We start from the raw sequence: 22,305 nt of genomic DNA on the forward strand, positions 1-22,305 counted from the left end.
GCTGTCAAACAGCCGAATTTAGCGATTAAGGAGTATTGGGGTGTCGAGTACTGAAGATGATCAGCTGGCCGAGTTCAAAGACTGGTGGCAGCGTAACGGCAAACCCCTGGTAACTGGCGGCCTGCTGGCGCTGGTGGTGGTGTTCGGTTGGCAGGCGTTCCAGAAGTATCAGGGCAATCAGTCGCAAGGCGCCTCGATGCTCTATCAGCAACTGCTGGAAACCACGCTGACGCCTACCGGCAAGCCTGATCCTGCCCAAGTGGCGGACCTGGCCGGCAAGCTGAAAAACGAATTTGGCGGTAGCACCTACGCCCAATACGGTAGCCTGTTCGTCGCGAAAGTCGCGGTCGATACCGGCAAGCTGGATGATGCAGCCTCCGAGCTCAAAGCCATCGCCGACAAGCCGAGCAACCCGACCCTGGGTGAAATCGCACGTCAGCGCCTGGCCCAGGTCCTGGCCGCACAAAACAAGGCCGACGAAGCACTGAAACTGCTCGACGGCGATGCTGACAAGGCATTTGTAGCCACTCGCGAAGAGCTCAAGGGCGACCTGCTGGTCCAATTGGGTCGTACCGACGAAGCCAATGCTGCGTACCAAAAAGCCAAGGCTGCGCTGTCTGATGAAGCAGCGGTCGGTGGCTTACAAATCAAGCTGGACGACTTGGCCAAAGGGGATGCGTGACGTGATCCGTTGGAAACATGCAGCATTGCTGGCTCTGGCCGTTTTGGCCGCGGGTTGCAGCAGCAACAGCAAAAAAGAACTGCCTCCGGCCGAGCTGACCAGCTTCAAGGAAGAAGTGGTCCTGCAAAAGCAGTGGAGCCGCTCTATCGGTGACGGCCAGGGCGACACCTACAACATGTTGGTACCGGCAATCGACGGTGACAACATTGTGGCCGCTGACGTGACCGGCGTGGTGATCTCCATGGATCGCATGAACGGCGACGTCAAGTGGAAGAAAGACCTCGAGTTGCCTGTTTCCGGCGCCGTCGGCGTGGGTTACGGCATGGTGATGATCGGCACGCTGAAAGGCGAAGTCGTGGCCCTGGATTCGAGCACCGGTGAAGAGAAATGGCGCGCTCGCGTGACCAGTGAAGTCCTCGCACCGCCTGCCACCAACGGCGATATCGTCGTGGTGCAGACCCAGGATGACCGTGTCATCGGTCTTGACGCCAACACCGGCGAGCAGCGCTGGCTGTACGACAGCACCCCTGCGGTGTTGACGTTGCGCGGTACCAGTGGTCCGGTTGTGACCAATAACCTGGCGCTGGCAGGTCTTTCGACCGGTAAAGTGGTCGCCCTGGATACCCAGAACGGCGTGCCAGCCTGGGAATCGCGGGTCGCCATTCCGCAAGGTCGTTCCGAGCTGGACCGTGTGGTGGACATCGACGGCGGCTTGCTGCTGTCGGGTGAAACCCTGTACGTCGCCACTTACCAGGGCCGTGTCGCGGCGCTGGACCTGCAAAGCGGCCGCGTCCTCTGGCAGCGTGATGCCTCCAGCTACGCCGGTGTCGCCCAAGGTTTTGGCAGCGTCTACGTGAGCCTGGCATCGGGCACCGTTGAAAGCGTCGATGAGCGTTCCACCACAGCCCTGTGGAGCAATGACTCGCTGGCTCGCCGTCAACTGTCGGCTCCGGAAGTGTTCTCCAGCTATGTAGCGGTAGGCGACCTGGAAGGTTACCTGCACCTGCTGAGCCAGGTAGATGGTCGCTTTGTCGGCCGTGAACGTATCGACAGCGACGGCCTGCGTGCGCGTCCGCTGGTAGTAGGCAACATGCTTTATGTGTTTGGTAACAGCGGCAAGCTGGAAGCCCTGACCATCAAGTAAGAACTATGCTTGGGGTAACCCCCAGGCGGCCCTGCTTCGGCAGGGCATGCGACACCTTCGGGTGTTGCCCCGAGCACCAGCCGCTGCCTTGCAGCGGCTTTTGTATTTTCTGAAATAACGCAGTGGAGAGCCGCATGGTTCCCGTAATCGCCCTGGTGGGCCGACCTAACGTCGGCAAGTCCACCTTGTTCAACCGCCTGACCAGGACTCGCGACGCCATCGTCGGCGACTTGTCCGGTCTGACCCGTGATCGCCAATACGGTGAGGCAAAGTGGCAAGGGCGCTCCTATATTATTGTCGACACCGGTGGTATCTCCGGTGACGAGCATGGCATGGACGAAAAGATGGCCGAGCAGTCGCTGCTGGCCATTGAAGAAGCTGATGTCGTGTTGTTCCTGGTGGACGCCCGTGCGGGCTACACCGCCGCCGACCAGATGATCGGCGAGCACTTGCGCAAACGTAACAAGCGCTCCTATTTGATCGCCAACAAGATCGACAACATCGATCCTGAAGCGGCCCGTGCCGAATTCAGCCCGATGGGCCTGGGTGACGCGATTCCTGTCGCCGGTGCCCACGGTCGCGGTATCACCCAGATGCTGGAAATCGCCCTGCGCGACTTCCCCAAGGATGACGCCGAAGAAGTTGAAGGCGAAGAAGAGATCGTCGCTGAAGGTGAGGAAGCCAAGCGCATTCCTGGCCCGAGTGAAAAAGACGGGATCAAGATCGCTATCATCGGCCGCCCCAACGTGGGCAAGTCGACCCTGGTCAACCGCATGCTCGGTGAAGACCGGGTAATCGTCTACGACCAGCCCGGCACCACCCGCGACAGCATCTACATCCCGTTCGAGCGTAACGACGAGAAGTACACGCTGATCGACACCGCCGGTGTGCGCAAGCGCGGCAAGATCCACGAGGAAGTTGAAAAGTTCTCGGTGGTCAAAACCCTGCAGGCGATCAAAGACGCCAACGTGGTGATCTTCGTGATGGACGCCCGCGAAGGCGTGGTCGACCACGACCTCAACCTGCTGGGCTTTGCCCTGGAGGCTGGTCGGGCGTTGGTGATCGCGATCAACAAATGGGACGGCATGACCCCAAGCGAGCGTGACTTCGTCAAGGTCGAGCTGCAACGCCGGTTGTTCTTCGTCGACTTCGCCGATATCCACTTTATCTCGGCGCTGCACGGTACTGGCGTGGGCAACCTCTACGCTTCGGTACAGAACTCGTTCAAGTCGGCGGTCACCCGCTGGCCGACCAACCGCCTGACCCAGATCCTTGAAGACGCGGTGGGCGAACACGCGCCACCGATGGTCAACAACCGCCGGATCAAGCTGCGTTACGCCCACTTGGGTGGTGCCAACCCGCCGATTATCGTGATCCACGGTAACCAGATCGAGAAGGTGCCCAAGTCCTACGTGCGTTACCTGGAAAACACTTACCGCCGTGTCTTGAAGCTGGTCGGCACACCGATCCGCATCGAGTTCAAAGGTGGCGAGAACCCGTACGAAGGTAACAAGAACAGCCTGACTGACCGCCAAGTGAACAAGAAACGTCGCTTGATGAGCCACAACAAAAAGGCTGACAAAAAGCGTAAAGACCGCCGCTGACAGTGGAGTGGGCTTGTGTGGGAGTGGGCTTGCCCGCGATAGCGATAGATCAGACACCAACCTGCTGACTGACCCAGCGCCATCCCAGGCAAGCCAATTCCTACAGACGTTAGGCGTTACCCAAAAAGGGCTCTGAATGAGCCCTTTTTTGTGCCTCACGATTGACCCCTCGGCGCATGCAGCTTACAACTTGTAACTCACCGCCAGGGGCCCACCGCATGATCACCAGCAAGTTGCCGAATGTCGGCACCACCATTTTCACCACCATGTCGCAACTCGCTGTCGAAACCGGCGCGTTGAACCTGTCCCAGGGTTTTCCTGATTTCAATGGTCCCCAGGCCTTGCTCGACGCGGTGGGCAAACACGTTGCCAGTGGTCATAACCAATACGCGCCGATGACCGGCCTGCCGGCCCTGCGCCAGCAAGTGGCAGCCAAGATCGCTCGCAGCTACGGCGTGTCGGTCAATCCCGACAGCGAAGTGACCATCACCCCCGGCGCCACCCAGGCAATCTTCTGTGCGATCCAGGCAGTGATCCGCAGCGGTGACGAGGTGATTGTCTTTGACCCGTGCTACGACAGCTACGAGCCTTCGGTGGAGCTGGCTGGAGGGCGTTGCGTGCATGTGCAACTGGGGCTGGCGGATTTCAGCCTGGATTTCGAACAGATCAAGGCCGCGCTGACCCCGCGTACACGCATGATCATCCTCAACACCCCGCACAATCCCAGTGGTGCCCTGATCACTCGCGCCGAGCTCGACCAATTGGCCGAGCTGATCCGCGATCGCGATATCTATCTGGTCAGCGATGAGGTCTACGAGCACCTGGTATTCGATGGCGTACCCCACGTCAGCGTCCTGGCCCACGAAGAGCTGTATCAGCGCGCGTTCGTGGTCAGCTCCTTTGGCAAGACCTACCACGTCACCGGCTGGAAGACCGGCTACGTGGTGGCGCCAGCGGCCTTGAGTGCGGAGCTGCGCAAGGTGCATCAATACGTCAGTTTCTGCGGTGTTACGCCATTGCAGTATGCCCTGGCCGACTTTATGGCCGAACACCCGGAGCATGTCGAGGAACTGCCCGCTTTCTACCAGGCCAAACGTGACCTGTTCTGCGATCTGCTGGCCCCCTCGCGTTTCAGTTTTACGCGGGTAGCCGGTACTTACTTTCAACTGGTGGATTACTCACAGATTCGCCCGGACCTGGATGACGTGGCCATGTCGCTGTGGATGACTCGCGAGCATGGCGTGGCGACAATTCCGGTCTCGGTGTTCTATCGGACCCCACCCCAAGGCCAGCGCCTGGTGCGCCTGTGCTTTGCCAAACGCGAGGAGACGCTGCGTCAAGCAGCCGAGAAACTATGCGTGATCTGAGTGCTTTACCCGACCTGAACATTGCACTGGTGCAGACCACCCTGGCCTGGCATGACCGCCAGGCCAACCTGGAGCATTTCGAGCTGCTGCTGGAGCAGGCCAGGGGCGCCGACCTGATCGTGCTGCCGGAAATGTTCACCACCGGCTTTTCCATGGAGTCCCAATTGCTGGCCGAAGCCGAAAACGGCCCGACCCATGAATGGCTCAAGACCCAGGCGCGGAAGTACAACGCGGTGATTACCGGCAGCGTGATCATCCAGGCCGCTGACGGCAGCCACCGCAACCGCCTGTTGTGGGCGCGGCCCGATGGCGAAGTGTTGCACTACGACAAGCGCCACCTGTTTCGCATGGCCGGTGAACACAATCACTACACCCCCGGCGAGCGCCAGGTGCAATTCGAACTCAAGGGTTGGCGGGTTCGCCCGCTGATCTGCTATGACCTGCGCTTCCCGGTGTGGAGCCGTGATGCCCAGGACACTGACCTGCTGCTGTATACCGCCAACTGGCCGGGTGCACGGCGCCAGCACTGGAACCGCCTGTTGCCGGCTCGGGCCATCGAAAACCTGTGTTATGTGGCGGCGGTGAACCGAGTGGGTACGGATGGCAAGGGCTTTGCCTACACCGGCGACAGCCAGGTCCTGGACTTTCAGGGCGAAAGCCTGCTGAGCGCAGGGGAGGCGGACGGGGTGTTCCAGGTGTGCCTGGAGGCGGCGCAATTGGCGGACTATCGCACGCGGTTTCCGGCAAATCTGGATGCCGATAGTTTTCAGTTTGTCTGACAGGGGCCTGTTGTCAGTGGGATAGCTATCGCGGGCAAGCCCGCTCCCACAGGGGAATGCATTCCAAATGTGGGAGCGGGCTTGCCCGCGATGAGGATAGGTATCTACAGATTTTTTTAGTGATTCTTAGGTTTGTGTACATATCCGTTGCTTCGGTCACGGCGGCTATTGGTTCCGCCCTTACGGCGGGTCACTTTTGGAAAAGAGCCCGGAGTGCCGGCCCAGCCAAAAGTAACCAAAAGGGCTCTTGCCCCACCACTCGGCACCTCGCCCAGGCTCGGTGTGCCCGTCATCCGACATTGATTTGGGGGGCCGCCGCGATGGGCCATCCATGGCCCAGCGCGGCTAACCCGGCGTCCTGCCGGGTTACCCCCCAAATCAATATCGGATGACGGCCAGCGTGGTTTAACGGGGCGCCTAAGATCAAAAGCAAAGCGAGGCGGCCTGACAGCCGACCTGATCGTCGAGATGTACGCATATACCTGTGGGAGCTGGCTTGCCTGCGAAGGCGGTGTATCAGTCGATAAATGTATTGGCTGATACACCGCCTTCGCAGGCAAGCCAGCTCCCACAAGGGGGAATGCAGCTTCGCGCCCCGGCTTTGCTGTTGCTGTTGCTGTTGTTCTGCTTTTGATCTGGCTTTTGATCTTAGGCGCCCCGTTAAACCACGCTGGCCGTCAGGGCGGAACCCTAAGTGGCCATGACCGCAGCAACGGATATGTACACAAGCCCAATAAGCACTAGATAAAAGAGTTGTGTAGATACCTATGCCGCGATGAGGCCATCAGCACCACCACAACCCCAAACTAAAAAGGCCCCTGGATTCGCATCCAGGGGCCTTTGGCTTTTCAGCGGTCAGTTACGCTGCTTTCGCTTCCAGCTGGCTCAACGAGCGGTTCAGGGCGCTGAACACCGCCTTGAAGCTGGCGGTGGTGATGTTTTCATCAATCCCCACGCCATGCACCGGGCGTTCGCCGTTCACGCGCAGCTCGATGTAAGCCGCGGCCTTGGCGTTGGTCCCCGCGCCGATCGCATGTTCGTTGTAGTCCATGATCTCGACCCCAATCGGCAGGCCGGCCACCAGTGCTTCCAGTGCGCCATTGCCCTTGCCGTGCCAGCGCAGGTTGGTTTCGCCCTGGCCCTTGCCGGAGACTTCGACTTCTACCGAGCTGTTGCCGTTTTCTTCCTGCAGGCGATGGCTGACCAACGCGTACGGGGTGTTGGCTTGCAGGTATTCACGCTGCAACAACGCGTGGATCTGCGCGGCGGTCATTTCCAGGCCCACACGGTCGGTTTCGGCCTGTACCACCTGGCTGAACTCGATCTGCATGCGGCGTGGCAAGCTGATGCCGTATTCCTGTTCCAGCAGGTAGGCGATGCCGCCTTTGCCCGACTGGCTGTTGACGCGGATCACCGCCTCGTAGCTGCGGCCAATGTCGGCCGGGTCGATTGGCAGGTACGGCACTTCCCACAAGGTATCCGGTTTCTGCTGGGCGAAGCCCTTGCGGATCGCGTCCTGGTGGGAGCCGGAGAATGCGGTGTGGACCAGGTCGCCGACATATGGGTGACGTGGGTGCACCGGGATCTGGTTGCATTCCTCGACCACTTTGCGCACGCCGTCGATGTCGGAGAAGTCCAGCTCAGGGTCCACACCCTGGGTGTAGAGGTTCAACGCCACAGTGACCAGGTCAACGTTACCGGTACGCTCGCCGTTGCCGAACAGGCAGCCTTCAACACGGTCGGCGCCAGCCATCAGGCCCAACTCGGTAGCCGCGACACCGGTGCCACGGTCGTTATGGGTGTGCAGGCTGATGATCACGCTGTCACGACGGTTGATATGGCGACCAAACCACTCGATCTGGTCGGCATAGATATTCGGCGTGGCGCATTCCACGGTGGCCGGCAGGTTGAGGATCATCTTGTGCTCAGGCGTCGGGTTCCACACCTCGATCACCGCGTCACACACTTCCTTGGCGAATTCCAGTTCAGTAGCGCTGAAGGTCTCCGGGGAGTATTCGAAGGTCCACTGGGTTTCCGGCTGCTGGGCGGCGTACTTGACGAACAGCTTGGCCGCGTCGACCGCGATGGCCTTGATCCCGTCCTTGTCTTGGTTGAACACAATACGGCGGAAGGACGGCGAGGTAGCGTTGTACAAGTGCACGATGGCTTTCTTGGCGCCGCGCAGGGATTCGAAGGTGCGGGCGATCAAGTCTTCACGGCCCTGGGTCAGCACCTGGATGGTGGTGTCCTCGGGGATGTGGTTGTCTTCGATCAGGGTGCGCACGAAGTCAAAGTCGGTCTGCGAAGCGGCCGGGAACGAGGCTTCGATTTCCTTTACGCCCACCGCGACCAGGGTTTTCCAGAAGCGCAGTTTTTTCACCGCATCCATCGGTTCGATCAGCGACTGGTTGCCGTCGCGCAAGTCGGAGCTGCACCAGATCGGCGCGGTGGTGATGGTCTTCGACGGCCAGGTGCGATCCGGGATATCAATGGTCGGGAATGCGCGGTATTTCGAAGACGGGTCTTTGAGCATGCTCATCAGAAGAATCCTTGTTGTAGGGCCGAGAAGAGGCGGCCTGCCAGAAAACGTTTATTAGGGATGCAAACCGGGGACGAGGCAGATCGATTCAGCCTGGCAGTCGTGCGCTGACGAGGCACAGGCTGCGGTGCTGGCGGAGCTGAATGAGGGTGTGAGAGGTTTTCATAAGCTCAACCCTAACCGTCGGGGTGAAAGATGGCAAGCAGTCGAAAAAAATTGAGAGAAGTTCTGCTATTTCTGTAAGAAACGAGATTTTATGGTTGGTAAACGCTCAAGGCTTTGTTTTGTTTGCGTGAGGGTTTCAGGATGCGCAATCAGTGGAATTGAGCTGGCGTCATCGCGGGCACGTTGAATCGTTGCACCGCGATAACGCCCGTATGCCCAGCGATCACATCAAGGCTGGAACGCCCCAATAAAGATCGCCGGATCGACCCGCGCATCATTCAAGCTGATATTCCAGTGCATATGCGGCCCGGTCGCCCGGCCCGTCGCTCCGACCTTGCCCACCACCGTTCCACGCACCAATTGCTGGCCCACCTTCACGTCAATCTTCGACATATGGCAGAACATGCTGATAAAGCCCTGGCCATGGTCGACAAACACCGTATTGCCGTTGAAGAAATAATTGCCCACCAGAATCACCTTGCCATTGGCCGGGGTCTTGATCGGCGTGCCGGCAGGCACCGCGAAGTCCAGGCCCGAGTGCGGGTTGCGTTCTTCACCGTTGAAGAAGCGACGCACGCCGAACTTGCTCGACAGCGGGCCGTTCACTGGTTTGTCCAACACCAGGTTGCTTGGCAGGTTCGGGCTGAAGCTGCGGTAAGCCTTGAGTTGCACGGCCAGTTCGCCTTCGATGCGCTTGAGCTGCGCCGGAGCGGGGTTGACCTGGCTTTTGTTCTTCAGGGTGATGCGCTGTTCCGGGTACTTCTTGAAACCGACGATAAACGGCAGGGTGCGCCCACCGCTGCTGATGCGCTCGTTACCGGGCTTTACCGTCAATGGGATGCCGACAATCGCCAGCCAGTTGTCCTGTTCCTTGACCACCAGCACCGGTTTGCCCTGGTAGGTGGCTTTCGGTGCGGCGGCGGCGGGGCCCAGGTCGACCACGGCCACACCGCCGGGTACCGGCTTGTTCAGGGTGCGGGTGATGTAGCTGTCGGCGTGGGCATTGAAGGCGAGGCACAGCAGCATCAGCAGGCTAAATAGACGAGGCATCAATCAATCCAGTAATGAAAGGGTGACGGGTGTCAGGTGGTTATCTTCCACCCGCACTTGCAATTGGCCTTCACCGAGGCGCGCGGTCAGGCGTTGGCCGGTGTGGGTTTGCGCGGCATTGCGAATCGCCTGGCCGCGCTCGTCCAGCAGGATGCTGTAGCCACGGCCCAGGGTCGCCAGCGGGCTGACCACCTGCAACGTCTGCACCTGGCTTTGCAGTTGCAGACGACGGGCCTTGAGGCCCTCGCGCATGGCCCGGGGCAGGCGCTCGGCGAGGCTGTCCAGGCGCTGGCGCAGCAGGGCCAGTTGCCGTCCCGGATGCTGCCCGGCCAGGCGCGTCTCCAGGCGGATCAGGCGTTCGCGGCGGGTGTTGAGGCTGCGCTCGAACGCGCGGCGCAGGCGCATATCCAGGTCATCCAGGCGCTGGGCCTGCTGGCGCAGGCGCTCACCGGGGTGACGCAGGCGGCGGGCCATGCCTTCCAGGCGCAGGCGGTCGTGGGTCAGGCGATTGCGCATCAGCATCACCAGGCGCCGGTGCAGGCTTTCGACCTGGCGCACCAGATTGCTCGCATCCGGCGCCAGCAACTCAGCCGCCGCCGACGGCGTAGGCGCACGCACATCGGCCACGAAGTCACTGATGGACACATCGGTCTCATGGCCGACCGCACTGACGATGGGCGTGATACAGGCATCAATGGCCCGCGCCACGGCTTCTTCGTTGAAGCACCAGAGGTCTTCCAGGGAGCCGCCGCCACGGGCCAGGATCAGCGCGTCGAAGCCACGGGCATCCGCCAGCTTGAGGGCGCGGACAATCTGCGCCACGGCTTCGCGGCCTTGCACGGCGGTGGGGATCAGGGTCAGTTGCACGTTCGGTGCACGGCGGCCGAACACGCTGATGATGTCGCGAATCACCGCGCCCGTGGGCGAACTGATAATCCCGATGCGGCGTGGATGGGCCGGCAGCGCCACCTTGCGCTCGGCACTGAACAAGCCTTCGGCGCTGAGCTTTTCCTTCAAGGCGTCGAAGGCCAGGCGCAACGCGCCATCACCGGCCGGTTCCACTGTGTCGAGGATCAACTGATAGTCGCCACGGCCCTCGAACAGCGAGACCTTGCCCCGCACCTTGACCGCCAGGCCATCCTTCAGCGCCTGACGCACCCGTGCGGCATTGTTACGAAACAGTGCACAACGCACCTGCGCGCCGCTGTCCTTGAGGGTGAAGTACACATGGCCGGAGGCGGGGCGGGCGAGGTTGGAGATCTCGCCTTCGACCCAGATATTGGTGAACACGTCCTCCAGCAACACCCGCGCGCGGCCGTTGAGCTGGCTGACAGTCAGGACTTCGCGGTCCAGGCCCAGGCGGGCAAACGGGTCTTTAATCATGGGAAGAGATCTTTAGTCATGGGCGGCAGTTTATAGGCATTCGCCCAAGGTTTGACAGAACTGCGCCACCAACGCGCTCGGCGCCTGCGCGCAGGCCAGGGCCACGGTGCTGTGGCAATCGGGGTCGGCCAGGGGCAGGAAGTGAATATTGGCTGGGGCAATATCGCGCATCGACTCGGGCAGCAGGGCAATGCCAAACCCCGCCTGGATCAGCTGCAACTGGGTGGTCTTGCGCGACATCACCCGTGCGGCCTTGGGGAAAAATCCGGCACGCATGCACAATTCGGCCGACAGATAACTCAGACCTCCGCGTTGCGGGTGGGGGATCGAAATAAACGCTTCGTCTTTCAACTGTGCCAGTTCAATGGCCGATGTGTGCCGGGCCAAAGGGTGCGCCGGCGGCACGGCCAGCAACAGTGGCTCCTTATATAAAGGCACGATGCGCACCCCTTCGCGCTGACGCAGTACCGGCAGGCGCAGCAGGCCGACCTCCAGGCGACCATCGGCAATGTCTTCCAACTGCGCTTCGGAGGACAGTTTGACGATATCCATCGACACCCCTGGGCACTGTTCCAGCCAGGTGCTGATCCCGCGCAGTACCCGCCCACTCATCGGCACTGTGCTGGAGTGGCTCAGGCGCAGGGTGCCGAGCTGGCCGTGGCCGACCTGGGTCGCCAGTTCACTGGCCTTGTGCAACTCGCCCAGCAGGTTGCGCGCCCGTGGATAAAACGCCTCGCCGGCGGCGGTCAGTCTGGGTTGGCGGGCGGTGCGCTCGAACAGCGGGGTTTGCAGGATAATTTCCAGCTCCTTGATCTGCCGGCTAAGGGCCGATTGCGCGACAAACAGGCGCTCGGCGGCGGCGCTGAAGCTGCCGCTCTCGGCGATTTCGACGAAGTAACGCAGTTGCCGGGTGGAAATCACGAGTCATGCCTTTTCGAGATAAGTGGAGGGCTTGGAAGATATTAGTCGCAACCCATCCGCTTGGCTAAAGTGAGGGCCATCGCTGACAAGGAATATTGCATGAGCCTGGTTGAATTGATGGGGCAGTGGTCGTTCGGGGCGCTGGACTGGTTGGTAATCGGCCTGGGGATTGCCCTGGCCTACATCGTGTTTGGCATCGCCGGCTTCGGCACGGCGCTGGTGGCCGGGCCGATCCTGATTATGTTTATGCCGCTGTCGAAGATCATCCCGCTGCTGGTGCTGCTGGATTTCGTCGCGGCCTTTGGCAACCTGCTGCAATCGCGGCGGGATGTGGTCAAGCCGGAGCTGTTGCGATTACTGCCGTGCATGGCGATTGGCTGCACCCTCGGCGTGATCTTCTTGCTCAACCTGCACTCGGACCTGCTGCTGCTGTTGATGGGCCTGTTTATCAGCACCTATGCCATCTACAGCCTGGCGGTTAGGGCCAAGCCCACGGCCCTGGCTGCCGGCTGGTCGGTCCCCATGGGCGTGGTGGGCGGATTGTTTGGTGCGTTGTTTGGCAGTGGCGGCTTTTTATATGCGATCTATCTGAACAGCCGCCTGCCCAAGGACGGCGCGCGGGCGACCCAAAGCGCGTTGATCAGCGCGAGCACGGTGGTGCGCCTGAGTCTGTTTTTGATCGCCGGGGTGTATGCCGAGTTGCCGTTGCTGATGTTGGCGGTGTGCCTGTTGCCGGCGATGGCCCTGGGGCTGTGGGCGGGGCGGCGATTGACCCTGCGCATGTCCCGTGAGGCGTTTGTGCGCTTGGTGACATGGTTGGTGCTGGCCAGTGGCATTGCCTTGATTGGGCGGTATTTGAGTACTTGACCTGTGGGTTTCAGGGATTAAGCTGCCGGGCTCTAGGGCCTCATCGCGGGCAAGCCTGCTCCCACATTGAAATGCAATCGAATGTGGGAGCGGCTTGCTCGCGATGGCGTCAGACGCCACACCGCAGGACTCCCATGAATTCCCAAAGCATCCTTGTCCCGAAAATCTCCACCTTGCCCGTCCACGAACCCCGCGCCCGGGCCATCGTGCGCTGGCTGGTGCGCAAGAACATCATCAAGGAAGAACTGACCACCTGCGGGCGCACCGGCAACCGCATGGGCTACGCCCTGGCCGACGGTGCCCGCGCCGTGGTGCTGCACCCCGAGGCGCTGCCGTTCAACGAGCCGGTCAATGGCCTGGAAATCATCTACAAACGCTGCATCTACACCCCGGCAAAGGGCTTTCTCGAAGAAGCCGGCTGCCCGGAATGCCTTAAAGAAGTCGGCGAGGCGCTGTTCGACAGCCTGGAAGACTGGATGCCCGGCCACACCGACAACTTCACCTGCCCGTTGTGTGGGCATGAAGATGACATCAACGGGTTTCTGTTCCTGCAGGAATGCGGTTTCTCCAACCTGGGCTTCATCTTCAACAACTGGGCGGAAGCGGGCTTCAAGCAGAGCTTTATCGACGAGTTTGCCGACTGGCTCGATCAGAAAATCAGCTGGGTCAAAGTCGAACTCTAGGAGCGCCCCGATCATTCCCACGCTCCGCCTGGGAACGATCAGGGCCTGGAAATTCCCCATCTATCAGTATTACCAAGTTTGTCAGAGTTTTACGTTGAGGCCCGAGGGGTGTCTGAGTATAATGACGCGCTTCCATTTTCCCGCTCGGGAGCCCCCGCGATGCTGCGTATCAGCCAAGAAGCTCTGACATTCGACGACATTCTCTTAGTGCCCGGTTATTCCGAGGTGCTTCCTAACGAAGTCAGTCTCAAGACCCGCCTAACCCGTGGCATCGAGCTGAATATTCCCCTGGTTTCCGCTGCCATGGACACCGTCACCGAAGCCCGTTTGGCAATCGCCATGGCTCAGGAAGGCGGCATCGGCATCATCCACAAGAACATGACCATCGAGCAGCAGGCTGCCGAAGTGCGCAAGGTCAAGCGTTACGAAGCCGGTGTGGTGAAAGATCCAATCACCATCGAAGCCGACGCCACCGTACGCGACCTGTTCGACCTGACCCGCCTGCACAACATCTCCGGTGTTCCCGTGCTGCATGATGGCGACCTGGTCGGCATCGTCACTTCCCGTGACGTGCGCTTCGAAAACCGTCTTGAAGTCACCGTCCGTGAAGTGATGACGCCTAAAGAGCGCCTCGTCACGGTCAAGGAAGGCGCCGACAAGAACGATGTGCGTGAACTGCTGCACAAGCACCGCATCGAGCGCGTGCTGATCGTCGACGACAAATTCGCCCTCAAAGGCATGATGACCGTCAACGACATCGAAAAAGCCAAGGCTTACCCGCTGGCCAGCAAGGATGACCAAGGTCGTCTGCGCGTTGGCGCCGCCGTTGGTACTGGTAAAGACACCGGCGACCGCGTTGCGGCCCTGGTCGCTGCCGGGGTTGACGTGGTGGTGGTCGACACCGCCCACGGTCACTCCAAAGGCGTGATCGACCGCGTGCGCTGGGTCAAGCAGAACTTCCCTGACGTACAGGTGATCGGCGGCAACATCGCCACCGGCGCAGCGGCCAAGGCCCTGGCCGAAGCGGGCGCTGACGCGGTCAAGGTCGGTATCGGCCCTGGCTCGATCTGCACCACGCGGATCGTCGCCGGTGTGGGCGTGCCGCAAATCAGCGCCATCGCCAATGTTGCCGCTGCCCTTGAAGGCACTGGCGTACCGTTGATCGCCGACGGCGGCATCCGTTTCTCCGGTGACCTGTCCAAGGCCATCGTAGCCGGTGCCTCCTGCGTGATGATGGGCTCGATGTTCGCCGGTACCGAAGAAGCACCAGGCGAGATCGAACTGTTCCAGGGCCGTTCCTACAAGGCTTACCGTGGCATGGGTTCGCTGGGCGCCATGTCCCAGGCGCAAGGCTCCTCCGATCGTTACTTCCAGGACTCCTCGGCAGGCGCCGAGAAGCTCGTACCGGAAGGCATCGAAGGCCGTGTGCCGTACAAGGGCACCCTGAGCGCCATCATCCATCAGCTGATGGGCGGCCTGCGTTCCTCGATGGGCTACACCGGCAGCGCCGACATCGAAGAAATGCGCACCAAGCCAGAGTTCGTACGGATCACCGGCGCCGGCATGGCTGAATCCCATGTCCACGACGTGCAGATCACCAAGGAAGCGCCAAACTACCGCGTAGGTTGAGGCTTCCAGCAAAACGTTAAGTAACCGGGGCTGTTCTTTCAGCCCCGAGTTGTTTCTGATTCATTAGACGAGACTGACTTCATGGCCCTCGACATTCACGCCCACCGCATCCTGATCCTCGACTTCGGTTCCCAGTACACCCAGCTGATCGCCCGCCGCGTGCGTGAAATCGGCGTGTACTGCGAACTGCACCCGTTCGACATGGATGACGAAGCGATCCGCGAATTCGCCCCTAAAGGTGTCATCCTGGCCGGTGGCCCCGAGTCCGTGCACGAAGCCAACAGCCCGCGTTGCCCGCAAGCGGTGTTTGACCTGGGCGTGCCGGTCTTCGGTATCTGCTACGGCATGCAGACGATGGCCGAGCAACTGGGCGGCAAGGTTGAAGGTTCCGAACTGCGTGAATTCGGTTACGCCCGTGTCGACGTGGTCGGCAAGAGCCGCCTGCTGGACGGCATCGAAGACCACATCGACGCCGACGGCCTGTTCGGCCTCGACGTCTGGATGAGCCACGGTGACAAGGTCACCAAGATGCCGGAAGACTTCCACATCCTGGCCAGCACGCCGAGCTGCCCGATTGCCGGCATGTTCAACGACGAGCGCGGCTACTACGGCGTGCAGTTCCACCCGGAAGTGACCCACACCAAGCAGGGCGGCCGCATCCTGTCGCGCTTCATCCTCGACATCTGCCAGTGCGAAGCCCTGTGGACCCCGTCGAAGATCGCTGAAGACGCCATCGCCAACGTGCGTGCCCAGGTCGGTACTGACAACGTCCTGCTCGGCCTGTCCGGCGGCGTAGACTCCTCCGTGGTTGCTGCGCTGCTGCACAAGGCCATCGGCGACCAACTGACTTGCGTATTCGTCGACAACGGCCTGCTGCGCCTGCACGAAGGCGAGCAAGTGATGGCCATGTTCGCCGAGAACATGGGCGTCAAGGTGATCCGTGCCAACGCCGAAGATCAGTTCCTCAACAACCTGGCCGGCGAGTCCGACCCAGAGAAGAAGCGCAAGATCATCGGCCGCACTTTCATCGACGTCTTCGATGCCCAGTCCAACAAACTGGACAACATCAAGTACCTCGCCCAGGGCACCATCTACCCCGACGTGATCGAGTCGGCCGGCGCCAAGAGCGGCAAGGCCCACGTGATCAAGTCCCACCACAACGTGGGTGGCCTGCCTGAGGAAATGAACCTCAAGCTGGTAGAACCGCTGCGCGAACTGTTCAAGGACGAAGTCCGCCGTCTGGGCCTGGAACTGGGCCTGCCGTACGACATGGTCTACCGCCACCCATTCCCAGGCCCGGGCCTGGGCGTGCGCATCCTCGGTGAAGTGAAAAAGGAATACGCCGACCTGCTGCGTCGTGCCGACCACATCTTCATCGAAGAACTGCGCAAGGCTGACTGGTACCACAAAGTCAGCCAGGCCTTCGTCGTGTTCCAGCCTGTGAAATCGGTTGGGGTTGTAGGCGATGGCCGTCGCTACGCCTGGGTCGTGGCCCTGCGTGCCGTAGAAACCATCGACTTCATGACCGCCCGCTGGGCACACCTGCCGTACGAACTGCTGGAGACTGTCAGCGGCCGTATCATCAATGAAATCGAAGGTATCTCGCGCGTGACGTATGACGTGTCGAGCAAGCCGCCGGCGACGATTGAGTGGGAATGATTGGGCGTCCGGCATTGACCGGCACGATCTAGCAAAAAATGCCCTGGAGCCCGCGTAATTGCGGGCTTTTGGCTTTTTGGGTCTGGCAAATTCTGGCAGCTTTGTGCATCGCCAAGCACCGTGTTTGTATGGCATGGTACGGGGCATTGACTGAGCCAAATGCCATGTTCGGTGCTCGATACCATGTCGCCCTAGTAGGGAAGGGCATGGTATCAAATCTCATCATCAGCCCGGTTTCATTGGGTTTTATCGTGGTGCATGAGTGCTTTTCTGAGCATGGTATTTTTTCCATGGGATCCGTAACTGCCATGCTGACCGATACCAAGCTGCGTAACCTCAAACCGCAAGAAAAGCTCTACAAGGTGAACGACCGCGACGGGTTGTACGTGGCCGTCACTGCTGCCGGTTCCATCTCATTTCGTTACAACTACTCAATCAATGGCCGTCAGGAGACCATCACGTTCGGTCGTTATGGCATGGGTGGCATCACACTTGCGGAAGCCAGAGAGCGCCTGGGCGAGGCTAAAAAGATGGTTTCGGCGGGTAAGTCACCTGCCAAAGAAAAAGCCCGTGCCAAGGCACGCATCAAAGGGGCAGAGACGTTTGATGCGTGGGCTGAGAAATGGCTGCGTGGGTATCAGATGGCTGACTCGACGCGTGACATGCGCCGATCGGTTTACGAGCGCGAGCTAAAGCCGCACTTCGGTAATCAGAAGCTGGTGGAAATCAATCATGAGGATCTGCGAACGCTGACTGATGCAATTGTGGAGCGTGGAGCTCCAGCCACGGCCGTGCACTCCCGCGAGATTGTGATGCAGGTGTTCCGATGGGCGATAGAGCGAGGCCAGAAGGTCGAGAATCCGGCTGATTTGGTACGTCCTGCAAGCATCGCTAAATTCGAGCCACGTGACCGTGCTTTAGGGCCTGACGAAATCGCGTTGATGTATCAGTACCTGGACCGCATCGGCACTGCCTCATCCGTGAGAGTCGCCGCTAAGCTGCTGTTGCTGACCATGGTTCGTAAAAGTGAATTGACCAACGCTACCTGGAGCGAAATCAATTTCAGCGAAGCCTTATGGACCATTCCGAAAGAGCGGATGAAGCGCCGCAACCCCCATTTGGTGTTCTTATCTCAGCAGGCTTTGGATTTCTTCATCGCGTTGAAGACGTTTGCCGGTGGTTCAGATTACGTCTTTCCCTCCCGGTACGATTCTGATTTGCCTATGAGCACCGCGACGATCAATCAGGTGCTGACGCTCACCTACCGGCTTGCGCAGAAAGAAGGGCAGCCGCTGAGCAAGTTCGGACCGCATGATTTGAGGCGCACAGCGAGCACGCTGCTGCATGAGGCGGGTTACAACTCAGACTGGATTGAGAAGTGCCTTGCGCACGAGCAGAAGGGGGTAAGAGCCGTCTACAACAAGGCTGAATACCGCGATCAGCGTCGGGCGATGTTGCAGGATTGGGCGGATATGATTGATGAATGGACGCGCAAGAGAACGCGTTCAGAGAGTTGATTTCGTTTTTCGTGATGGGATTGAGCGGGAGCTGATCTATTTTTCTCTATCAAAAAACCACATTCGTGGTTTTTTTTTGTCCGGAAACTACCCGTTTGTGGGACACGTTTTTTTTGAGGTTTTTGACGGAAAAAACTCCTGAAAGAACAACGACATCGCGTTGTCTCTTTTGTCCGGAATTATACGTTTGCCGGACAGTAAGATACTGATTTTGAAGGGAATAAATCCATAAATATGAGTGGAATGCTCTGGAAATATGGGGCAATAATCGAACCTCAAATGCGACAAAACGAGGAGTTCGGTGTGGAAAAAGAATCGAGGAAGTCGAGCAAAGTGCTCATCAGCAAAAAGCAATTGCTGGCAATGATCCCCTTGTGTGAGCGGACGATTTATAACTTCGAAAAGAAGGGGAAATTCCCTCGTCGTATTGCCGTTAGCAGCCGGAAGGTCGTTTGGGATTTGGAAGAGGTCGAGACATGGATTGATACGTGCAGGCAATCCGGCCCGGCCACGCGTCCCGGAATGGGAGCTTGAGTTGTGGCGATTGACTTACGGGCAGCATTCGAGAACGAACCGCCCACACTGGACTTCATATGGCCCGGCTTCCTCGCTGGCACAGTGGGAGCATTGGTAGCTCCCGGAGCTACAGGGAAAAGCTTCTGGGCGTTGGAAGCGGCGATGGCTATCGCATGCAGCGTTGCCGGCGGTGATCTGGTAGGGCTTGCCCCCTCATGCGCTGGCCGAGTCGTCTATTTCGCTGGAGAAGACCCGGAAGTCGCATTGGTGCGCCGCATCCATGCCATAGGCCAGCACTTAAATCAGCAGGCACGCGAGGCCATCGCGAAGAACCTCGTTCTTGAGTCGATCATGGGTAAACGACTGAACGTCATGGATGATCGGCATCTTGCCCGTGTAACAGAGTTTTGCGAAGGTGCCCGGTTGATAGTGCTGGATACCCTAAGCCGAATTCACGACCGAGACGAGAACAGCAACGGCGACATGTCACGGCTAGTCGCCACGCTTGAGCACGTCGCGACCAATACTGGGGCATCAGTCTTGTACCTGCACCATGTCAGCAAGGGCAGTGCCCGCGAGGGGCAAACCGATCAGCAACAGGCAGCACGAGGCGCATCCGCTCTAATCGACAACGCCCGCTGGTGCGGCTTTGTCGCAAAGATGACGGAGGAGCAGGCCAAAATTCTCAGCGACCGCGCCTATGATCGCCAGCCCATCGGTAACGACCGAAGAGGTTTCTTTGTTCGTTTCGGTGTTAGCAAGCAGAACTACGATGCCACTCCGCTCGAACAATGGTACAAGCGCCACGATGGCGGCGTGCTTGTACCGGTGGTATTGGAGGCGGTTAAGAAAGAACGCGCCCTGCAGATCGTAAGTGGGAGTGACGATGAGCGGTGGTAACGTCGTGACCCCCACCAGTACTAGCGCACTGGCCCGAGTGATGCTTTATCAGCCTAGCCAGCGCCCGCAGCATCGCGCAGGCGATTGGACCGATACATCATTTGGGCGTTGCCGCGTGGTAGGCAGACTAGGCCAGAGACACGCCGACGTTATGGATGCGATTTTATATTGCTCAGAACGTAAGCGCGTGGTCGACGATGGCGGCATTGAGCTTTTGGTAGACCCTGCCCGCTTGCGGAAAACGCTGTCAGAAAGTCGCTACAGTCTCTCCCAGCTTGAAAAGCTATTGGCGGAGCTACGAGCTGCAACCATAACCATCGAAACACCCCAATTCGATTTTCCGATTATAGGTGGGCTGATTGACCACGTAGTTCCTTCGGAAAAGACGCGACCTAATCCCCTGACGGGGGGGGGAGCGGCGTCTGTGGAAGGTGCGGCTCGGCGTTGCTCTTGTAATGCTACTTCAGCACGATTTACATCTTTACTACGACCCCGCGCAAATTGCGCGTCTAGAACACGGCATCAGCCAAGCTGTAGCTCGGCACGTTTTGAGCCATAAAGTAGAGCCAACAGGCGGATGGTATCTCGACACGCTTATTGTGGCCGTCGCCGGTAGGGTGCTCAGCAAGGCAATCCGCGATGCACGATTCAGACTAAGGGAAGAAGCGGACAAATTGAATGAACTAGGCCTGATTATCGACGGCGCTAGGGTAAGGAAAAAAGGTCCTGGTAACGCTTAAAGCGTCGCACACCCGCCCGAAAGCGTCGCACATCCGCCCGATAGCGTCCCACACTCGCCCGAAACGTCGCACACCCGCCCGGAGTTAGCAGGATATTCAGGATATTCAGTCCTGCGCGGCAAAGACCGCGCCTAGGCGCGGTCCGGCCTTGCCGGTCGGCCTACGGCCGTTGAGCACCAAAAGGAAGGGCAGATGCGAAATTGCACTCCACTTGACCAGGCGTTTGCATTCGATTAGACCACCGATTGCATCGGATTTGACCAGCACGCTTAGTAAACATGATCGGTAGAGAGCTGCCCATTGCTGCCGCTGGCGACAGGCAGTCATCGAGCGATTGTGTTGAAAAGGTCGGCTTCGGTTTCCACGGTAGAAAAGTTCGCGCTCGAGATTGAAATCTGTGTTTTCGGCAGAAGGTTCACGCCTCGGATTTCATGTAGCAGCACGCAAAACAGGTGTTTTTACCTATCAGTATCCGAGCGTTTTGGACAAATCGACTTTTTCAACACAATCGGCCAAAAGCAGTCGATGGACTAGCCGATGGCAAATTGGTAGCTTTTCTCCGCCTTTGTTGCGATCTTCCTTAAGATCAGAATTGGGCTTCCACCAGCGTCCTCTTTAGCCCAATAGGGGCACTAATGTGCCGAACGCCAATTTATATCACTACAAGGAATGTGGAATGTCACAAAAAATATATTTTGATGAGTCCGGATTTACAGGGAACAATCTGCTGCACCCAAGACAGAGTTACTTCGCATACGCCTCTGTTGCTACAGATGATGATGAGGCGAGAACGACTGTAGAGAGGATTATTAAGAAATACAACATCCAAGGGGGCGAGCTAAAAGGTGCCAATCTTGTGAAGTTTGCGAAAGGCAGGAAAGCAATTACGGAGTTGCTTGATGCTTTCGATGGTCGAATTAAAGTCTCAGTTTCTGACAAAAAGTTTGCCTTAGCCGCAAAGTTTCACGAGTACATTTTTGAGCCTTGTTATTCCGATATCAACTCTCTTTTCTATGGGATTGGTTTCCATCGTTTCATAGCGAACGTGCTGTATATGGAGTTCATCACCCGCGGTGCGGGTGCGGACGAGCTCTTCGCTGAGTTTGAAGCGCTGATGAGGGACGGCAGCGGGCAAAATCTTGAAACTATTTTCTCGTCGTCAGCGGTTGCGGAGCACTCCGAGACTATCAGGTTGATCCGTGAGTTTGCCCAAAAGCGTCACCAAGATATTCGCAGTGAATTGGCATCATTAGCGAACGGTGAGACGGGCAAATGGGTGCTTGATCTGACCAACTCCGCTTTATATACCCTCTTGGCTAATTGGGGAGCCGAGCATGAGGTAATCACAGCAGTCTGCGATCACTCTAAACCTCTCCAACACAACCAGGAGATGTTCACCTCAATGGTTGGCAATACGACAAAGAGCTTCTCTGAAATCGGAGGAGAGCAACATCCGATCACGTTCAACCTGTCCGGCCCAATAGAATTTGCTGCATCACATGAGGCACACGGTATTCAGATTGCGGACGCCGTCGCCGCTGCGGCCGTGTACGTGTTTTCAGGGGTCAAAGATGAATCGGCTGACCATTGGCGGCACATCATTGCAAGACAGGCTCGTTATGGCAGCGTAGTGCCCGACATGGATGAAGTGAGACTCGAACTTCAGCGAGCCCAACGCAATACTCTTCTATTGCAGCACTTGCATCAGAGGGCGATGGAGGACGTGAGTCTCACAGAGGGCTTGCCACAGGTAATTGCAGATATAACGCGTAGGTTGAGAGTTTCACCTTTTCAGATGGGGTGAATCGGCTCTGAGTTTGTAGGCACTCGATGACGGCTTTTGGCCGTTCTCTGCCGATCTTCACAACGGCGTGTGCTGGTCAAGTCGAATGCAAACGGCTGGTCAGCACGGATGCAAATGAGTGGTCAAGTCTATGCAATTACGCAGGCAGATTCGCTCAGTCGAATACACACCCCCTCAACCACCTTGGACATCCTGCCTTTCGAGCTCGCCAAAATGCCGCAGGACACGCCGTAAGGCGCTTTTTAGCGGGTGGTAACGGGATGCTGTGCTGATACAGCACAGGGCCTTACAGGGTGTAATAGACGGAACTGAGACAGGTCCGTGCGTATTACTAATGGAGAAGCCCCCGCGCTTTT

17 protein-coding genes are annotated in these 22,305 nt (G+C 58.7%); 13 read left to right on the forward strand and 4 right to left on the reverse strand.

The window, feature by feature from the left end; all coding sequences use genetic code 11:
• Positions 1-40: 40 nt before the first annotated feature.
• The 5 genes from K1X80_RS06245 (at position 41) to K1X80_RS06265 (ending at position 5,576) form a co-directional block, all read left to right on the forward strand.
• A complete protein-coding gene (locus K1X80_RS06245) occupies positions 41-682 on the forward strand; it encodes a tetratricopeptide repeat protein (protein WP_057437951.1) in 642 nt (213 codons plus the stop codon).
• The gene (gene bamB / locus K1X80_RS06250) at positions 675-1,826 is read left to right on the forward strand and encodes an outer membrane protein assembly factor BamB (protein ID WP_057437953.1); all 1,152 of its coding nucleotides are present in this window, start codon (positions 675-677) and stop codon (positions 1,824-1,826) included. The genes K1X80_RS06245 and bamB overlap by 8 nt, the downstream gene beginning before the upstream one ends.
• Positions 1,827-1,960: 134 nt before the next feature.
• Positions 1,961-3,430 carry a ribosome biogenesis GTPase Der gene (gene der, locus K1X80_RS06255; RefSeq protein ID WP_057437955.1) on the forward strand — a complete coding sequence of 490 codons (1,470 nt, stop codon included), beginning with the start codon at positions 1,961-1,963 and terminating at the stop codon, positions 3,428-3,430.
• 218 nt (positions 3,431-3,648) lie between these two features.
• Positions 3,649-4,797, forward strand: a complete 1,149-nt coding sequence (locus K1X80_RS06260; RefSeq protein WP_120731741.1) for a pyridoxal phosphate-dependent aminotransferase — start codon at positions 3,649-3,651, stop codon at positions 4,795-4,797.
• A complete protein-coding gene (locus tag K1X80_RS06265) occupies positions 4,785-5,576 on the forward strand; it encodes an amidohydrolase (protein WP_057438035.1) in 792 nt (263 codons plus the stop codon). Before K1X80_RS06260 ends, K1X80_RS06265 begins: the two co-directional genes overlap by 13 nt.
• Positions 5,577-6,435: 859 nt before the next feature.
• Here K1X80_RS06265 and leuA read toward each other — a convergent pair.
• From leuA to K1X80_RS06285, 4 genes are all read right to left on the reverse strand, one after another.
• Positions 6,436-8,115, reverse strand: a complete 1,680-nt coding sequence (leuA, locus tag K1X80_RS06270) for a 2-isopropylmalate synthase (protein WP_057960565.1) — start codon at positions 8,113-8,115, stop codon at positions 6,436-6,438.
• A gap of 393 nt (positions 8,116-8,508) precedes the next feature.
• Positions 8,509-9,330 (reverse strand): M23 family metallopeptidase, encoded by an 822-nt coding sequence (locus K1X80_RS06275; protein ID WP_128593883.1) that lies wholly within the window; start codon positions 9,328-9,330, stop codon positions 8,509-8,511.
• A gap of 3 nt (positions 9,331-9,333) precedes the next feature.
• Complete coding sequence (xseA, locus tag K1X80_RS06280; protein WP_057960563.1) at positions 9,334-10,713, reverse strand: exodeoxyribonuclease VII large subunit; 1,380 nt, start codon at positions 10,711-10,713, stop codon at positions 9,334-9,336.
• Positions 10,714-10,743: 30 nt separating this feature from the next.
• Positions 10,744-11,634 (reverse strand): LysR family transcriptional regulator, encoded by an 891-nt coding sequence (locus K1X80_RS06285; RefSeq protein WP_057960562.1) that lies wholly within the window; start codon positions 11,632-11,634, stop codon positions 10,744-10,746.
• A gap of 99 nt (positions 11,635-11,733) precedes the next feature.
• On the opposite strand from K1X80_RS06285, the gene K1X80_RS06290 reads away from it, so the two are divergent.
• The 8 genes from K1X80_RS06290 (at position 11,734) to K1X80_RS06325 (ending at position 21,949) form a co-directional block, all read left to right on the forward strand.
• Entirely contained in the window at positions 11,734-12,501 is a 768-nt protein-coding gene (locus K1X80_RS06290; RefSeq protein WP_057437962.1) for a sulfite exporter TauE/SafE family protein, read from the forward strand.
• 134 nt (positions 12,502-12,635) lie between these two features.
• Positions 12,636-13,184, forward strand: a complete 549-nt coding sequence (locus tag K1X80_RS06295) for a hypothetical protein (RefSeq protein WP_057437964.1) — start codon at positions 12,636-12,638, stop codon at positions 13,182-13,184.
• A 159-nt stretch (positions 13,185-13,343) separates the two neighbouring features.
• Complete coding sequence (gene guaB / locus K1X80_RS06300; RefSeq protein ID WP_003209646.1) at positions 13,344-14,813, forward strand: IMP dehydrogenase; 1,470 nt, start codon at positions 13,344-13,346, stop codon at positions 14,811-14,813.
• A gap of 81 nt (positions 14,814-14,894) precedes the next feature.
• Positions 14,895-16,472 carry a glutamine-hydrolyzing GMP synthase gene (gene guaA, locus K1X80_RS06305; protein WP_017134673.1) on the forward strand — a complete coding sequence of 526 codons (1,578 nt, stop codon included), beginning with the start codon at positions 14,895-14,897 and terminating at the stop codon, positions 16,470-16,472.
• 308 nt (positions 16,473-16,780) lie between these two features.
• Positions 16,781-17,989, forward strand: coding sequence for a site-specific integrase (locus K1X80_RS06310; protein WP_220172953.1), 1,209 nt, complete (start codon positions 16,781-16,783; stop codon positions 17,987-17,989).
• Between the two features lie 303 nt (positions 17,990-18,292).
• Complete coding sequence (locus K1X80_RS06315; protein WP_220172734.1) at positions 18,293-18,523, forward strand: AlpA family transcriptional regulator; 231 nt, start codon at positions 18,293-18,295, stop codon at positions 18,521-18,523.
• 3 nt (positions 18,524-18,526) lie between these two features.
• A complete protein-coding gene (locus K1X80_RS06320) occupies positions 18,527-19,405 on the forward strand; it encodes a helicase RepA family protein (RefSeq protein ID WP_220172735.1) in 879 nt (292 codons plus the stop codon).
• A 1,416-nt stretch (positions 19,406-20,821) separates the two neighbouring features.
• Positions 20,822-21,949 carry a DUF3800 domain-containing protein gene (locus tag K1X80_RS06325; protein ID WP_220172736.1) on the forward strand — a complete coding sequence of 376 codons (1,128 nt, stop codon included), beginning with the start codon at positions 20,822-20,824 and terminating at the stop codon, positions 21,947-21,949.
• The last annotated feature ends 356 nt before the right edge of the window (positions 21,950-22,305 follow it).

This window comes from Pseudomonas sp. So3.2b (assembly GCF_019464415.1).
In the GTDB taxonomy this organism is placed as follows: Bacteria; Pseudomonadota; Gammaproteobacteria; order Pseudomonadales; family Pseudomonadaceae; genus Aquipseudomonas; species Aquipseudomonas shahriarae.

Coding starts and splice junctions, on each gene's coding strand:
- xseA (WP_057960563.1), bottom strand. CDS start 10,713: ATGATTAAAGACCCGTTTGCCCGCCTGGGCCTGGACCGCGAAGTCCTG.
- der (WP_057437955.1), top strand. CDS start 1,961: ATGGTTCCCGTAATCGCCCTGGTGGGCCGACCTAACGTCGGCAAGTCC.
- K1X80_RS06290 (WP_057437962.1), top strand. CDS start 11,734: ATGAGCCTGGTTGAATTGATGGGGCAGTGGTCGTTCGGGGCGCTGGAC.
- K1X80_RS06325 (WP_220172736.1), top strand. CDS start 20,822: ATGTCACAAAAAATATATTTTGATGAGTCCGGATTTACAGGGAACAAT.
- K1X80_RS06295 (WP_057437964.1), top strand. CDS start 12,636: ATGAATTCCCAAAGCATCCTTGTCCCGAAAATCTCCACCTTGCCCGTC.
- K1X80_RS06275 (WP_128593883.1), bottom strand. CDS start 9,330: ATGCCTCGTCTATTTAGCCTGCTGATGCTGCTGTGCCTCGCCTTCAAT.
- K1X80_RS06265 (WP_057438035.1), top strand. CDS start 4,785: ATGCGTGATCTGAGTGCTTTACCCGACCTGAACATTGCACTGGTGCAG.
- leuA (WP_057960565.1), bottom strand. CDS start 8,115: ATGAGCATGCTCAAAGACCCGTCTTCGAAATACCGCGCATTCCCGACC.
- K1X80_RS06310 (WP_220172953.1), top strand. CDS start 16,781: ATGCTGACCGATACCAAGCTGCGTAACCTCAAACCGCAAGAAAAGCTC.
- guaA (WP_017134673.1), top strand. CDS start 14,895: ATGGCCCTCGACATTCACGCCCACCGCATCCTGATCCTCGACTTCGGT.
- guaB (WP_003209646.1), top strand. CDS start 13,344: ATGCTGCGTATCAGCCAAGAAGCTCTGACATTCGACGACATTCTCTTA.
- K1X80_RS06260 (WP_120731741.1), top strand. CDS start 3,649: ATGATCACCAGCAAGTTGCCGAATGTCGGCACCACCATTTTCACCACC.
- bamB (WP_057437953.1), top strand. CDS start 675: ATGCGTGACGTGATCCGTTGGAAACATGCAGCATTGCTGGCTCTGGCC.